The sequence below is a fragment of the Salarchaeum japonicum genome (assembly GCF_049705945.1).
Classification (GTDB): domain Archaea; phylum Halobacteriota; class Halobacteria; order Halobacteriales; family Halobacteriaceae; genus Salarchaeum; species Salarchaeum japonicum_A.
The window spans coordinates 220,073-234,258 of sequence record NZ_JBNAMV010000004.1 but is presented as its reverse complement, the minus strand read 5'-3'; the positions used below and the strand labels follow the sequence as shown (position 1 = coordinate 234,258).

The 14,186-nt window shown below is 66.6% G+C and carries 9 protein-coding genes; 6 read left to right on the top strand and 3 right to left on the bottom strand.

The genetic code is table 11. From position 1 onward, the window contains the following. Positions 1 to 36: 36 nt before the first annotated feature. A complete protein-coding gene (locus tag ACOZ4O_RS02850; RefSeq protein ID WP_424523805.1) occupies positions 37 to 1,569 on the bottom strand; it encodes a hypothetical protein in 1,533 nt (510 codons plus the stop codon). A gap of 99 nt (positions 1,570 to 1,668) precedes the next feature. On the opposite strand from ACOZ4O_RS02850, the gene ligA reads away from it, so the two are divergent. From ligA to ACOZ4O_RS02830, 4 genes are all read left to right on the top strand, one after another. Continuing rightward, positions 1,669 to 3,324 (top strand): ATP-dependent DNA ligase LigA, encoded by a 1,656-nt coding sequence (ligA, locus tag ACOZ4O_RS02845; protein ID WP_424523804.1) that lies wholly within the window; start codon positions 1,669 to 1,671, stop codon positions 3,322 to 3,324. Positions 3,325 to 3,387: 63 nt separating this feature from the next. Beyond that, positions 3,388 to 4,233 (top strand): mechanosensitive ion channel family protein, encoded by an 846-nt coding sequence (locus tag ACOZ4O_RS02840; protein ID WP_424523803.1) that lies wholly within the window; start codon positions 3,388 to 3,390, stop codon positions 4,231 to 4,233. Next, the gene (locus tag ACOZ4O_RS02835; RefSeq protein WP_424523802.1) at positions 4,230 to 5,009 is read left to right on the top strand and encodes an HAD-IIA family hydrolase; all 780 of its coding nucleotides are present in this window, start codon (positions 4,230 to 4,232) and stop codon (positions 5,007 to 5,009) included. The genes ACOZ4O_RS02840 and ACOZ4O_RS02835 overlap by 4 nt, the downstream gene beginning before the upstream one ends. Positions 5,010 to 5,039: 30 nt before the next feature. Then, positions 5,040 to 5,723: an MBL fold metallo-hydrolase gene (locus ACOZ4O_RS02830; RefSeq protein WP_424523801.1), complete on the top strand. Its 684-nt coding sequence runs from the start codon at positions 5,040 to 5,042 to the stop codon at positions 5,721 to 5,723. A 347-nt stretch (positions 5,724 to 6,070) separates the two neighbouring features. Here the strand turns inward: ACOZ4O_RS02830 and ACOZ4O_RS02825 are convergent, their stop codons facing one another. Then, positions 6,071 to 7,162: a DNA topoisomerase IV subunit A gene (locus ACOZ4O_RS02825; RefSeq protein WP_424523800.1), complete on the bottom strand. Its 1,092-nt coding sequence runs from the start codon at positions 7,160 to 7,162 to the stop codon at positions 6,071 to 6,073. Further along, on the bottom strand, positions 7,159 to 9,534 hold the full coding sequence (locus ACOZ4O_RS02820) for a DNA topoisomerase VI subunit B (RefSeq protein WP_424523799.1): 2,376 nt from the start codon (positions 9,532 to 9,534) through the stop codon (positions 7,159 to 7,161). The genes ACOZ4O_RS02825 and ACOZ4O_RS02820 overlap by 4 nt, the downstream gene beginning before the upstream one ends. A gap of 176 nt (positions 9,535 to 9,710) precedes the next feature. On the opposite strand from ACOZ4O_RS02820, the gene gyrB reads away from it, so the two are divergent. Both gyrB and gyrA read left to right on the top strand, forming a co-directional pair. Then, entirely contained in the window at positions 9,711 to 11,630 is a 1,920-nt protein-coding gene (gene gyrB / locus ACOZ4O_RS02815; RefSeq protein WP_424523798.1) for a DNA topoisomerase (ATP-hydrolyzing) subunit B, read from the top strand. Beyond that, positions 11,627 to 14,086 carry a DNA gyrase subunit A gene (gyrA, locus tag ACOZ4O_RS02810; protein ID WP_424523797.1) on the top strand — a complete coding sequence of 820 codons (2,460 nt, stop codon included), beginning with the start codon at positions 11,627 to 11,629 and terminating at the stop codon, positions 14,084 to 14,086. The genes gyrB and gyrA overlap by 4 nt, the downstream gene beginning before the upstream one ends. The last annotated feature ends 100 nt before the right edge of the window (positions 14,087 to 14,186 follow it).

Sequence of the window (14,186 nt, the reverse complement as noted above, 5' to 3'; positions counted from 1 at the left end):
TGCTCCGCGTCCGCGTACCGCTCAGACTCGTGATCGTTAATCGTCGAGGCCGTCGCCGCGGCCGACCCAGTCCGCGAAACTGCCTTCCAAGATGGTTTCGCGTTGGTTCTCGATGTACTCGCACTGCATGGCGTAGACGGCGTTCTGGAAGGTGTCGCCGTCGTCGAGTTGGTCGCGGACGCGGTCGCGCTTCCACGCGGCGGGGGTGACGCCGTGGCGGGCGCGCTGGCGGAGCGGCCAGAGGTACTTCGCGGCGGCTTCCTCGGCGAGGCCGCAGTCCATCAGGCCGCGTTCGGCGTGCGCGAACAGGTCCTCGTAGATGGCGTGGGAGTCCGTGGTTTCGTCGCCGTCGGCGGTGACGTACGTGAAGTCGGCGTCCAGTCCGTGCTCAACGGCGGCGTAGAAGTTGTCGCGGGCGTCCTGCCAGTCGAGCGCGTAGAGGTCGTGGTCGCGGCGCACCATCGACTGCAGGAGCCCCGCGAACATCGCCTGGAACGCGACGGTGTCCCTGACCGTGGGCTGGCCGGGGAGCGGCCGGAACTCGATGCGGGCGTTCGCGGACTCTCTGCTACTGCCGCCGAGCACGGGCCGCACCCACCGCCAGTACGTGCCGTGTTTCATCCGGAAGTGCGCGAACTCGTCGTCGAACCGCCCGCCCGTCTCGACCGGCATCGGGACGATGGTGTTGTCCTCGACGATGCGGTCCACGGCGTCCTCGATGCGCTCGATGTCCCGCGGGAACCGCACCTTCTCCTGCTCGCCGGGGACGTTCAGGACCGTCTCGAACACGCCCACGCGGTGTTCGTCGTGGCCGTCCGCGAGAATCTCCTCGGGCGTCGCGTCGTCGTCGTAGAGGTCAGGCGGATAGAACGGCGAGTTCACGCCGAGCGCGAGCAGCGGGCCGGCGAGCCGGAGCGCGTACCGGAAATACGTCGGGAGGTCGACGGCCTGCGGAACCTGATAGTGCGGCTGAATCGACGTGATGAGCGCCTCCGGCATCACCGTGTTCGCTTCGAGGGAGACGTGCGGCGCGTCGAGCGTCATCCCCGCGGGCTGGTCGGTGTTCGCCATCGCGTGGTACCGCGTCGACGCGCTCATGTTCGTCGCGAGGTCGATACCGCCGTCGCTGATGCTGTCCGTGAGGTACTCCCGCGCCGTCTCGCCTTCCGGTGGTATTGTCCACATCCCGTCGCTGACGAGATGCAGGCCTTCGGCGTCCATCGGCTCGTACGCGGCCTTCAGGCGCGCCTGCACCTCCGATTCCTGCGCGTCGAGTCCGTACTCGTTCAGGGGCTGCGGGCTCGTCGTCATCTCCGCGTTGTGCAGGCCGAGTTCCTTCTCGAACCCCACGAACTCGAGGAGCCTGCGGGGAAGGCGAGCGAGCGACCCCTCGTCGCTCACCGCGTAGAACTCGTACTCCAGGCCGACGATTGCCTGCGGGTTGTCGAACGTCCCGGCCGCAAGTTCTTCCTTGATGACGTCGGCGTCCTCTCGGACGCGTGACTGGAACGCCTCCGCGTCCACGTCGAGGACGTCGTCGACCGCGGCTGCGAGGTCCGAGCGAGTCATAGTCTCGGGTTCGTGAGCGAGCGTATAAAAGGCGGTGGGCCGTCGAACGGTGGTGGCCCTTCGGTCGGTTTAAGCACGGACGCCGTGAACGGGCGCGTAATGGAGTTCGCGGAGTTCGCCGAGCGCGCGGCCGCCATCGAGGCCGAACCCGCCGACCTCGACATCGTCTCCTTGGTCGCCGATTTGTTCGAGGCGTCGGGCGACGACCTCGCGGTGGTCGCGCGGTTCGTACAGGGACGCGTGTTCCCGGCGTACAGCGAGACGAAACTCGACATCGGCCCGAACTACTGCTACGAGGCCATCGCGCGCGCCGCCGGCCCGAACACGGACAGCGCGGACGTGGAGGACGCGCTGGCGGACGCGGGCGACATCGGCGCGGTCGCGGCGTCCTACGACCTCGGCGGCCAGCAGGGACTGGGGGCGTTCACCAGCGGCGGCGGCCGCGACACGCTCACCGTCCGCGAGGTGTACGACGAACTGACGGCGCTCGCCGCGGCGGAGGGCGCGGGGAGTCAGGACGAGAAGATAACCGTACTCTTCGGACTGTTCAATCGGTGTTCGAGCGAGGAGGCGCGCTATCTCGCCCGCCTCGTGCTCTCCGAGATGCGCATCGGCGTCGGCGAAGGGACCGTTCGGGACGCCATCGCGGAGGCGTTCGACGCGCCCGTCGACGCGGTGGAGCGCGCGCTCCAGGTGTCGAACGACTACGGATTGGTCGCCGAAACCGCGCGCGACGACGGCGAGAGCGGCCTGAACGACATACATCTCGAAGTCGGGCGGCCGGTGCAGGCGATGCTCGCGCAGGCCGGCACCATCACGGACGCCGTCGCGGAGTGGGGGACGGTCGCGGTGGAGACGAAGTTCGACGGGGCGCGCGTCCAACTGCACTACGACGGCGACGTCTCGCTCTACTCGCGGAACATGGAGGACGTGACGCGCGCGCTCCCCGAAGTCGTGGAGTTCGCCGAGGACGAACTCTCCGAGCCCGCAATCTTGGACGGCGAAGTCATCGCCACCGACGAAGCCGGCGAGCCACTGGCGTTCCAGGAGATACTGCGGCGGTTCCGCCGCAAGCACGACGTCGACCGGATGCGCGAGGAGGTCGAGGTGGAACTGCGAGCGTTCGACTGTCTCCACCACGACGGCGACGACCTGCTCGACCGACCGCTCACGGAGCGCCACGACCGCCTCACGGACGTGCTCTCCACCGGGGTCTCCGACCTCCACCTCACCGACGACCCCGACGAAATCGGAGATATCGAGGCTGACGCGCTCGAAGCCGGCCATGAGGGCATCATGCTGAAGAACCCCCAGTCCGCGTATTCGCCGGGCAAACGCGGGAAGAACTGGCTGAAGCGAAAGCCCGACGTGGAGACCCTCGACCTCGTCGTCACCGGCGCGGAGTGGGGTGAGGGGCGGCGCGCGTCCTTCCTCGGGACCTTCCTCCTCTCCGCGTGGAACGACGACACCGAGGCCTACGAGACGCTCGGGAAGGTCGCGACCGGAATCACCGACGAGGAACTCGCCGACCTCACCGACCTCCTCGAACCCCACATCCGGAGCCAGGACGGCCAGACCGTCGACCTCGAACCCGCGGTCGTCTTCGAAGTCGGCTACGAGGAAATCCAGGAATCACCCACGTACTCCGCGGGGTACGCGCTCCGGTTCCCGCGGTTCCTCGGCGTGCGCGGCGACAAGGACCCCGCGGACGCCGACAGCATCGAGCGCGTACGCCGACTCGCGGACACCCAGTAGAGCCGGGAGAGTTACGCCGCGGGCGCCCGAACCCCCGGGTATGAACCGGAGTGTCCACGATTGGTGACGCTCGAATCCCTGCTCTCGCAGTACCACGAGTGGTTCGAGAGCGTCGGTCTCTTCCTCGCGACGCTCGTCGTCGTCTCCCTGCTCGGCCACTTGCTCGTCCGACCCGCGGTGAGCCGCGTCGTCACCGCGCGCAACCCGAACAATCCGACGCTCGTGAACGCGCTCGAACAGTACACGACCGTTCTGTTCGTCGTCGTCGCGATACCCATCGCCACCGCTGCCGCCGGGTTCGGCGGCCTCGTCGCGGGGTCGACAGTTATCGTCGCCGCGGGTACGCTCGCAGTCGGCGTTGCCGGTCAGGACGTCATCGGGAACCTCGTGAGCGGTCTCTTCCTCGTCGCCGACCCCGACTTCAACGTCGGGGACTACATCGAGTGGAACGACGAATCCGGCACGGTCGAACGCATCGACCTCCGCGTCACGCGCGTCCGAACGCCCGCGGACGAAGTGCTCACCGTCCCGAACACCCAGCTTTCCACGAACGCCATCCGCAACCCCTTCTCCCGAGGGAAGTACCGGCTCACCGAGCGCGTGCTCGTCGGGTACGACGCCGACCTCGACACCGCCACGGACGCCATCCTCGACGCCGCCGACGAGGACGACAGACTCGCGACCGACCCCGAGCCGACCGTGCACGTCACGTCGCTCGGCGGGAACGCCGTCGAACTCGCGGCGCGCGTCTGGGTGGACGACCCGCGCTCCGCGAACGTCGCCGACGTGGACAGTTCGTTCGCGACCCGTGTGAAAAACCGCCTACAGGCCGCTGACGTCCCGATAGCGCCCGCGAGCCAACAAGCCGTCAGCGGCCGCCTTGACGTGTCGATGGAGGGTGAGCGATGACGTACCGCGGCGTCGTCGTCGACCTCGACGGCACCGTGCTCTCCGGGGACGCGCTGCTCGACGGCGCGGCCGACGCGCTCCGAGAGATTCGGGGCGCGGGCGCGGGCGTGCTCTTCCTGACGAACAACCCCACGCGGCCGCCGGCCGAGTACGCTCGGCGGCTCGCCCGCCTCGGCGTCGACGCGCGCCCCGACGAGGTGCTCACGGCGACGAGCGCGACTATCGACTACCTCCGAGAGCACCATCCGGACGATGCCGTGTTTGCCATCGCCGAGGAGTCCGTCACCAGCCAACTCCGGGACGCCGGCGTCACGCTCGTCGCGGACGCCCGACGCGCCGACACCGTCGTCGTGGGCTACGACCGCGAGTTCGGGTACTCCGATATGGTCGCGGCGCTCCGCGCGTTCGACGCGGGCGCGGACGCGCTCGTCGGCACCGACCCCGACATCACCGTCCCGACGCCCGACGGCCCCGTCCCCGGGTCGGGCGCCATCATCGACGCCGTCGCGAACGTCGTGGAACGCGACCCCGACGCCGTCCTCGGGAAACCCTCGGACGTGACCGCGCGGCTCGCGCTCGACCGCCTCGACGTTCCGCCCGCCGAGTGCGTGCTCGTCGGCGACCGCCTCGACACCGACATCGCGATGGGCGAACGCGTCGGCATGACCACCGTACTCGTCCGCACCGGCGTCACCGACGACGAAGCGCTCGCCGCGAGCACGATACAGCCCGACTACGTCCGTGACTCGCTGGCCGACGCCCGCGACCTCCTCTAACTTTTTCCGAGCGTCACTCCAACTTCGGGTATGGTCTGCTACCGCGACATCGACGTGTCCTGGCTCGGATACGCGACGATACGACTCCGCGGCGACCGCACGGTCTACCTCGACCCCGGCCGATATTCGGTTCTGGACGACTACGACGAGCGCGACGGCGACGTGGTGTGCGTCACGCACGACCACCACTACGACCCGGACGGCATCCGGCGGGTCGCGAAACCCGACGCGACAGTCGTCGTCTACGACGCCGTCGACGCCGACAACATCACGCGGGACGTGACGCCCGTCGACGACCTCGACTACGATGTGGTGCGCGTCGGCGAGCGCGAGACGCTGTCCTTGGACGGCGTGCGCGTGCGGTCGCTCCCTGCGTACAACCGCCCCGACGGCCCGCGCGACAACCACCCGGAGGGCTTCGGCGTCGGCTACCTCGTCACCGTGGGCGACGCGCGCGTGCTCTGGACGGGCGACTCGGACGCCCTCCCGCACCACGACGAGGTGGACGCCGACGTGCTCTGCCCGCCCATCGGCGGGTCGTTCACGATGAACCGCGAGGAAGCCGCCGCGCTCGCCGAACGAATGCAACCGGACCTCGTCGTGCCCGTTCACTACGACACGTTCGACGCGCTCGAAACCGACGCGGACGCGTTCGTCACCGACGTGGCGAATCGAGAAATCGGCGTTGCCCTCAACAACCCCCGCGGCCAGTAGGTGTCCGTTCGGCCCGCGTGACCCTCGTCCTTGATGGGCGACTACGATAGCTCGCCAGCAGTAGCTGAGAAGACGCTTTCTTCATCTAGAGTACCAATCGAAAATACCGCGAGGTTAGTGTCCGGCGACCGAGCGGCCCGTAGGGCCCGGTAGGTCGCCGGTTCACTCGCCGTAGGCGAGGCCGACGACTGAGGGGAGCGAACGTAGTGAGCGAACCGAAGGAGGAGTGCTTTTAGTGCAGGTTTTGCAGAGCGCGGCCGGAGGCCGCGCCCAGTGGTTCGAAAGGCGACGTGCGCCTTTCGTCATCACGAAAGACGGATCTGCCGTCTTTCGAACGACAAAACGTGCTAGATGACGCCCATCTCGTCGAGGCGCTCGGGGAGGTAGGTGTCGGTCACGAAGTCCAGGCCGCGGGACGCGAGCGCCTGCTGTTCGGCCTTCTTGTTGATGTCGAGCTGGAGTTCGATCTGTTCCGTCCAGTACTCCGTCTGGAACCGGGGGTCTTCGAGTTCGCTCTCCAATGCGTTCACGTCGGAGTCGCTGAGGGGGTCGGTCGGCAGGTCGTACTCGACGATGTCCTCGGGGCGGATGCCGACGAACTGCGCGTCCGGCGTCGCGAGGTACTCGGAGAGGTGTGCGGACTTGATGGAGCCATAGGCCACAGAACCGAAGATGCGGTAGCTCCAGGGGTCGCCGTCAGTGAACACCACGACCGGGAGGTCGAGTTCGTCCCGCAGGCGCTTCGTGAGGCGTCGGGTCGCCCGAGCGGGCTGACCGCCGAGGTGGACGACGATCGCGTCGTACTCGTCGTCGAACCCGTTCTCCACGAGGCGGTCGCGCATCCCACCGGTCTCCACGCAGAGCACGAACTCCGCGTCGTTGTCGAGGAACTCGATGGTGTCCGGGTCGTTCGGAATCTGGTAGCCGCCTTGTCCTACGTCCTCCTGGCAGTGGATGTCGCGGTCGCCCCGACGCGTCTGCTCGCGCAGGAGGAGCGGCCCCATCACCTTCGCGCCGGACTCCTCCGGACGCATGTGGAAGTCCTCGCGCTTGACGCCGGAGACGATTTCGAGGTCCTCCACGAGCTTGTTCGACTCCGACTGCGTGCTGAACTGCGCCTCCTCCTCGTCCCAGGACTCGCTGAGGTAGTAGAGTTCACGCAGCGTCGACGAGCGATTCTCCTCTAGCTGCTGGGCGAGGAACTCCATCGTGTACACGGCCTTCAGGAGCTTCCGCGCGCCCCGCACGCTGTTCGCGCTGCGCGTGCTCGTACGGTCGCCATACACCCAGACGCCCGCGTCCTCGTCGAACACGATGTTCGACTTCGAGCGCGTCGGCACGTCCATGTGGGGGATGTCGCCGCCCGCGAACTGGTCGTAGAACTCCGCCGCCATGTCGATGAGGCGCTCGCGCGCCTTCGCGTCAGTGATGTCGCTCATTGGTTCACCGTGAGTTTCTCCGCCTCTACGCCGTCCACGCTCAGTTCACAGTCGGTTCCGTCGGGCACGGTCGCCGTCAGTTCGGCGTCCTCGCCGCCCGACACCGTGGGTTCCCACTTCAGGAAGTACTCGCCGTCCATCTCCACGACGCTCCCCGCCGACACGTCGCTCGGTTCCGCGTCCACGATAGCGGTCACGTCCAGGTCGGCGTTCGTGTCCGCGTGGTTCTCCACGGACACCGTCAGCGAGCCCTCCGTGACTTCGGACTCGACGAGGACGTTGTTCATGATGCGAGCGAGCGAGTCCTCGATGACGAGGTCCTCGCGGTCGGTCATCTCGCTCACCTTGTGCGCCATCTTCGGGAGGATGTCCGCGATGACGTTCTGCTTCTCCCGGCGCTTCTCCATCGAGCGCTTCTTGTTCAGGTAGGATTTGAGTTCGCGCGCGGCCTCCCGGACCGCGAGCTCGATTTCGTCCTCGATGGCGGGCACGGACGCGAGCGCGTCCTTCGACTCGCTCGTGAACGGCACGTTCGTGGACGCGACGTGCACCATGATGACGCAGGGGCCGCTCGGCAGGCCGCTCCCACCTGGCTGGTCGAGGCCGTAGTTCCGCCAGCCGATTCCCTTCAGGGTCTGCGTGGTCGCGCACGCGCCGCGCTGGTAGACGAGCGGCACGCGGTTCGCAAAGCGCATCAGTTGGACCGTTCCGTCCGCGGGGATGTCGCCGCCGTACGCGATACCGGCCTCGACGACGAACGGGTCGCCGCCGTGCACATCTGCGTCGCGGGTCGCCGCCGCGTAGAAGTCCGCGTCCACCTCCTTGCGCAGACCGGCTTCGATGAGTTCGGGCGTGATGGGCGCGAGGCAGTTCGTGGGCGGCGAGATGACGTCAACGGAGGTCATCGCGTCGAGGAGGTCGCGGGCGGCGTCCCGGTCGGACGCGACCTCGCGCGCGAGCGGCACGTCGTCCTCCACGCGCCGCATCGCCTCCCAGAGCCGTTCCGTGATGTTCTCCCGCGAGGTCTCGCCGACAGTAACGCCATTTCGTTCCTCAATCGATTCAGCCGCTCGAACAACGAAGTCACGCAGGTCTTCACGGAGAAGACGGTCTCGCGGGGTTTCCTCTCCAAACTTCTCTGCGATACGCCATGAGATTCCGTTGACGGTCGCGTCGTCCTTCTGGACGCTCGTCGCGTCGTCCACGAACCCGTACAGGTCGTCGTCGCGGTTCTCCGTCACCGCCGTCCAGACGGCGTCCACGACGTTCTCGCGGACAGTGTCGCCGAACGTCGTTCCCGTTTCCTCGCTCGCCGCGTCCGCGGCCGCATCGACCGCGTTCTCGATGTCCGTGAAGGAGACGCGGTCGGCGTCCGCGAGTTCCTCGCCCAACGCGTCCGCGAACGCCTCGGTGTCCGCGCCCGACTTGTTCGACACCGCGTCCGTGACGGCCTCGGAGACACCCTCGCGGGGCACCGACCAAGTCATCTCGCGACCGTAGTGCCGGTCGCGGAACGCGTCCAGAATCGAGTCCGCGGTCTTCGCGCCGACCCGCGTGAACTCCTCCTGCAGGAACCCCCGCAGGCTGTGGGAGTCGGTCGCGTTCAGCATCTTGATGACCGTTCCGAGTTCCACGCCGTGCGGGTGCGGGCGGATTTCCTCGGTCTCCGCGGGGAGTTCCGCGCCCTCGGCGCGCTCGTACTTGAAGTGGTTCTTCGGCTCGCGGAGTTCGAGGCGGGCGTGCGGGTTCACGACCGCCGTGTGCTGCATGTAGTCGTGAAGCTGACTGCGCGCCCGCATGTTCGCCTCCATCTCCAGTTCGATGCGGGTCCCCTGCGAGCGCTCCCACGTCGTCTCGGACTCGTCCTGGATGACCGGTTCGTTCGTGTCCGTGTCGATGGTGAGTTCGAAGTACTTCGCCGTCTCGCTGCCCTTCGTTCGACTCGTGATTTTCGCGGGCGTCCCGGACGTGAGTTGACTGTAGAGCACGGCCGCGGAAATCCCGATTCCCTGCTGGCCGCGGGACTGCTCGCGCGCGTGAAACCGACTCCCGTACAGCAGCTTCCCGAACACCTTCGGCACCTGCTCCTTCGTGATGCCGGGCCCGTTGTCCTCCACGATGAGCCGGTAGTAGTCCCCGGATTCCTGGATTTCGACGTAGATGTCGGGGAGGATGCCGGCTTCCTCGGTCGCGTCGAGGGCGTTGTCCACGGCTTCCTTCACGGCCGTGACCAGCCCGCGAGCGCCCGAGTCGAACCCGAGCATGTGCTTGTTCTTCTCGAAGAACTCGGCGATGGAGATCTCTCGCTGGCTTTCTGCCAGCTCCTCCGCGATGCCCTCCTCCTCGCCGAGCGTAGACTGGAAGGACGTCATTCAGTGCCCGACCCTATCCCCTTCGCGGATAAAACACTCCCGGTGGCACGGTGAAAGTGAAACTAGATTCCGGGGCCGTCCGGGATTCGCCCCTCGTTCGGAGTCCATGTGTGGCTCGCGCGCGTGCGTGTGCGAGCCTTCTTAAGTGAGGAAGTACTAGACGAGAGCAAGTTCATATGAGCGACCAAAACGAGTACAGCGCCGGGCAGATTCAGGTCCTCGAAGGCTTGGAAGCGGTGCGGAAGCGGCCGGCGATGTACATCGGTTCTACCGACTCACGCGGCCTCCATCATCTCGTCTACGAGGTCGTCGACAACGCGATCGACGAAGCGCTCGCGGGGCACTGTGACTCCATCGAGGTCACGCTCCACGACGACGGGTCCGTCAGCGTGCACGACGACGGGCGCGGTATCCCGATCGACACCCACGAGGAGTACGACCGCCCCGCCGTCGAGGTCATCCTCACCGTCCTCCACGCGGGCGGGAAGTTCGACAGCAAATCCTACCAGGTCTCCGGCGGCCTGCACGGCGTCGGTGTCTCCGTCGTGAACGCGCTCTCCGAGCGCCTCGCCGTCGTCGTCGAACGCGACGGCGCACGCTGGCAGGAGAAGTTCGAGCGCGGCGAACCCGTCACCGACCTCGAACAGCTCGACGAGATTCCCGCGGACCAGACGGGCACCCTGATTCGGTTCCGGCCGGACACGGAGATCTTCGAGACGACGGAGTTCGAATTCTCCACGCTCGAAAACCGGCTTCGCGAGCTCGCTTTCCTCAACAGCGGCGTCGAAATCACGCTCACCGACGAGCGAACCGACGAGGAGCGCGAAGTCTCCTTCGAGTACGAGGGCGGCATCCGCGAGTTCGTCCGCTATCTCAACGAGACCCGGGACGCACTCCACGACGACGTCATCTACCTCGAAAGCGAGGCGGACGGCGTGCAGGTCGAGATCGCGATGCAGGCGACTGACGACCTCCAGTCCTCCACGCACGCGTTCGCGAACAACATCAACACCCGCGAGGGCGGCACGCACCTCACGGGATTCAAGACCGCGCTCACTCGCGTGGTGAACGACTACGCGAACAGCCAGGGCTTGCTCTCCGAACTGGACGGCGAGAACCTCAAGGGCGAGGACATCCGCGAGGGACTCACCGCCGTCATCTCGGTGAAACACCCCGACCCCCAGTTCGAGGGACAGACGAAAACGAAACTCGGAAACTCGGAGGTACGCGGAATCGTCGAGTCCGCGGTCCACGAGGGCGTGAGCACGTACTTCGAGGAGAACCCCGACACGGCGCGCGCCGTCATCCACAAGGCCGTCGAAGCCGCGAAGGCGCGGAAGGCCGCGAAGAAGGCCGAGGAGTTGACGCGCCGGAAGAGCGCGCTCGAATCGAGCGCACTCCCCGGGAAGCTCGCGGACTGCCAGACGAAAGACCCCGAGGACGCGGAACTGTTCATCGTCGAGGGTGACAGCGCGGGCGGGAGCGCGAAACAGGCGCGCAACCCCGAGTTCCAGGCCGTCCTCCCGATCAAGGGGAAGATTCTGAACGTCGAGAAACACCGGCTCGACCGAATTCTGGAGAACGAGGAAGTGCGCGCGCTCATCACGGCCGCCGGCACCGGCATCGGCGAGGAGTTCGACATCGACGAACTCCGCTACGACAAGATCATCTTCGCGACGGACGCGGACGTGGACGGCGCGCACATCCGCACTCTCCTCCTGACGTTCTTCTACCGCCACATGCGCCCACTCCTCGAGGGCGGGCACGTGTACGCGATTCAGCCGCCGCTCTACCGCGTCCGGTATCGCGGAGAGACGTACGACGCGATGACGGAGGACGACCGCGAGCGCATCATCGAGGAGAAGTGTAACGGGAACCCGACGCAGGTCCAGCGGTTCAAGGGCCTCGGAGAGATGAACCCCCAGCAGCTCTGGGACACGTCGATGAACCCCGAGAACCGAATCCTGAAGAAGTTCACCGTCGAGGACGCCGCGCAGGCCGACAAGATGTTCTCCGTCCTGATGGGTGACGCCGTCGAACCCCGCAAGCGGTTCATTCAGGAGAACGCGACCGACGCGGAGTGGGTGGACATATGAGCTCGGACGCACCTGACGTCCCGGACGAGGTGGCGGAGCGCGTGAAGAACGTCCGCGTCGAGGACGAGATGGAGCAGTCCTACATCGACTACGCGATGAGCGTCATCGCGGGTCGCGCGCTCCCAGACGCCCGTGACGGCCTGAAGCCCGTGCATCGCCGCATCCTGTACGCGATGCACGAGGCCGGCGTCACGAGCAACGCCGGCCACCGGAAGAGTTCGAGCGTCGTCGGCGAGACGATGGGTGACTACCATCCCCACGGCGACTCCGCGATCTACGACACGCTCGTGCGGATGGCGCAGGACTTCTCGATGCGCTACCCGTTGGTCGACGGCCAGGGGAACTTCGGGAGTATCGACGGCGACCCCGCCGCGGCGATGCGGTACACGGAGTCCCGGATGTCCCCCATCGCGGAGGAACTGCTCGCGGACTTGGAGAAGGACACGGTTGACTTCCAGTCGAACTACGACGACCGCACCACCGAACCCACCGTCCTCCCCGCCGCGTTCCCGAACCTCCTCGTGAACGGCAGTTCCGGTATCGCGGTCGGGATGAGCACGAACATCCCGCCGCACAACCTCGGCGAAGTCGTGGACGCGAGCATCGCGCTCCTCCAGGACGACTCCCTGTCGAACCTCGACCTGATGGAGTACGTGAAGGGGCCGGACTTCCCGACCGGCGCGAACATCGTCGGCCGGAACACCATCAAGGAGGCGTACACGACGGGCCGCGGCCGCCTTCGCGTGCGCGCCGAGTACGAAATCGAGGAAGGCGAGCGCGGCGACAGCATCGTCATCACGGAGATTCCCTTCCAGCAGAACAAGAGTCGGCTCGTCGAACGCATCGCGGACGACGTGACCGACGGCACGCTCGAAGGCGTGCGCGACCTCCGCGACGAATCCGACCGGAACGGCGTGCGCGTCGTCATCGAACTGAAGTCGAACGCGAACACGGACATCGTGGAGAACCGCCTCCTCGAATCCCACCTCGAACGCACGTTCGGCGTCATCAACCTCGCGCTCGTCGACGGCGAACCGAAGGTGCTCACGCTGAAGGAGATGATCGCGGAGTACCTCAGTCACCGCCGGGAGGTCGTTCGCCGCCGGAGCGAACACGACCTCGCGGAGGCCGAAGACCGCGCGCACATCCTCGAAGGCCGCCTGAAAGCGCTCGACAACGCCGAGGATGTCGTGGAGACGATTCGAAACGCCGAAGACCGCGACGCCGCACGCGAGGCGCTCGAAGCCCAGTTCGACTTCTCCGAGGCGCAATCGAACCACATCGTCCGGATGCAGCTCGGGAGCCTCACGTCGATGGAGGCCGCCGAAATCCGGGAGGAGTACGAGGACGTGCAGGCCGAAATCGAACGCCTCGAAACCATCCTCGGCTCTCAGGAGGAACTCGACGCGGTCATCGTCGAGGAACTCCGCGACCTCAAGGAGGAGTACGCGGACGACCGCCGCACCTCCATCATCGAGGACGCGGGCACGGTGACGGACGAGGACCTCATCCCACGCGAGGACGTGGTTGTCGTCCTCACCGAGGAGGACTACATCAAGCGCGTCCCCACGGACACGTTCAGCAGCCAGCACAGGGGCGGAAAAGGCGTTATCGGCTCCGACCTCAAGGACGGCGACAGGGTGTCGACGGTGTTCACCGCGAACACCCACGACTACCTGCTGTGCTTCACGAACCAGGGCCAGGTCTACCAGTTGAAGACCTACGAGATACCCGAGATGAGCCGCACCGCGAGGGGGAAGTCCGCCGTGAACCTCCTTGACCTGGACGACGGCGAGGAACTCACCGCCGTCGTCAACACGGACGACTTCGGCGAGGACGAGTATCTCACGATGGTCACGCGGAACGGCAAGGTGAAGCGCACGTCCGCCGGCGAGTACGAGGACGTGCTTTCCACGGGCATCATCGGCATTCGCCTCGAACACGGCGACGAACTCGTGGATGTGGAGGTCACCGACGGCGAGAACGACCTCGTCATCGCGAGCGCGCACGGCATGGCCATCCGATTCGACGAATCGGAGGCGCGCGCCACCGGCCGCGCGACGAAGGGCGTGAACGGCATCAAACTCCGTGATGGCGACGCCGTCGCGGGACTGGTCGCGACCCACGAGGGCGACGACCGCGCATTGGTCACCGTCACCGAGAACGGCTACGGCAAGCGCACGCCCCTCACCGAGTACCGGCCGCAGTCCCGGTACGGCTTCGGCCTCACCGACATCAAGACCGGCGAGCGTAACGGGAACGTCGCCACCGTCAAAGCCGTCACCGACGACGACCACCTCATCGCCATGAGCCAGAGCGGCCAAATCCTCCGCACCGTCGCGGGCGAAGTCTCCACCGTCGGCCGAAATACCAAGGGCGTGAAAATCATGGACCTCGACGACGGCGACCACGTCGCCTCCGTCGACGTCTACACGCCGAGCGAAGACGACGAGTAACCCCCACAGTTCTTTTTACCGGCGGGTACGCAGGACACGGAAGTAGTGCAGATGCCGCGCGGAAGCGGCGCCGTCGCGGCGTTACACCGACGCCGTACCG

What these genes read in the sequence shown, in the direction of transcription:
- ACOZ4O_RS02850 (WP_424523805.1), bottom strand. Translation starts at nt 1,569, where the DNA reads ATGACTCGCTCGGACCTCGCAGCCGCGGTCGACGACGTCCTCGACGTG.
- ACOZ4O_RS02830 (WP_424523801.1), top strand. Translation starts at nt 5,040, where the DNA reads ATGGTCTGCTACCGCGACATCGACGTGTCCTGGCTCGGATACGCGACG.
- ACOZ4O_RS02820 (WP_424523799.1), bottom strand. Translation starts at nt 9,534, where the DNA reads ATGACGTCCTTCCAGTCTACGCTCGGCGAGGAGGAGGGCATCGCGGAG.
- ACOZ4O_RS02825 (WP_424523800.1), bottom strand. Translation starts at nt 7,162, where the DNA reads ATGAGCGACATCACTGACGCGAAGGCGCGCGAGCGCCTCATCGACATG.
- gyrA (WP_424523797.1), top strand. Translation starts at nt 11,627, where the DNA reads ATGAGCTCGGACGCACCTGACGTCCCGGACGAGGTGGCGGAGCGCGTG.
- ACOZ4O_RS02835 (WP_424523802.1), top strand. Translation starts at nt 4,230, where the DNA reads ATGACGTACCGCGGCGTCGTCGTCGACCTCGACGGCACCGTGCTCTCC.
- ligA (WP_424523804.1), top strand. Translation starts at nt 1,669, where the DNA reads ATGGAGTTCGCGGAGTTCGCCGAGCGCGCGGCCGCCATCGAGGCCGAA.
- gyrB (WP_424523798.1), top strand. Translation starts at nt 9,711, where the DNA reads ATGAGCGACCAAAACGAGTACAGCGCCGGGCAGATTCAGGTCCTCGAA.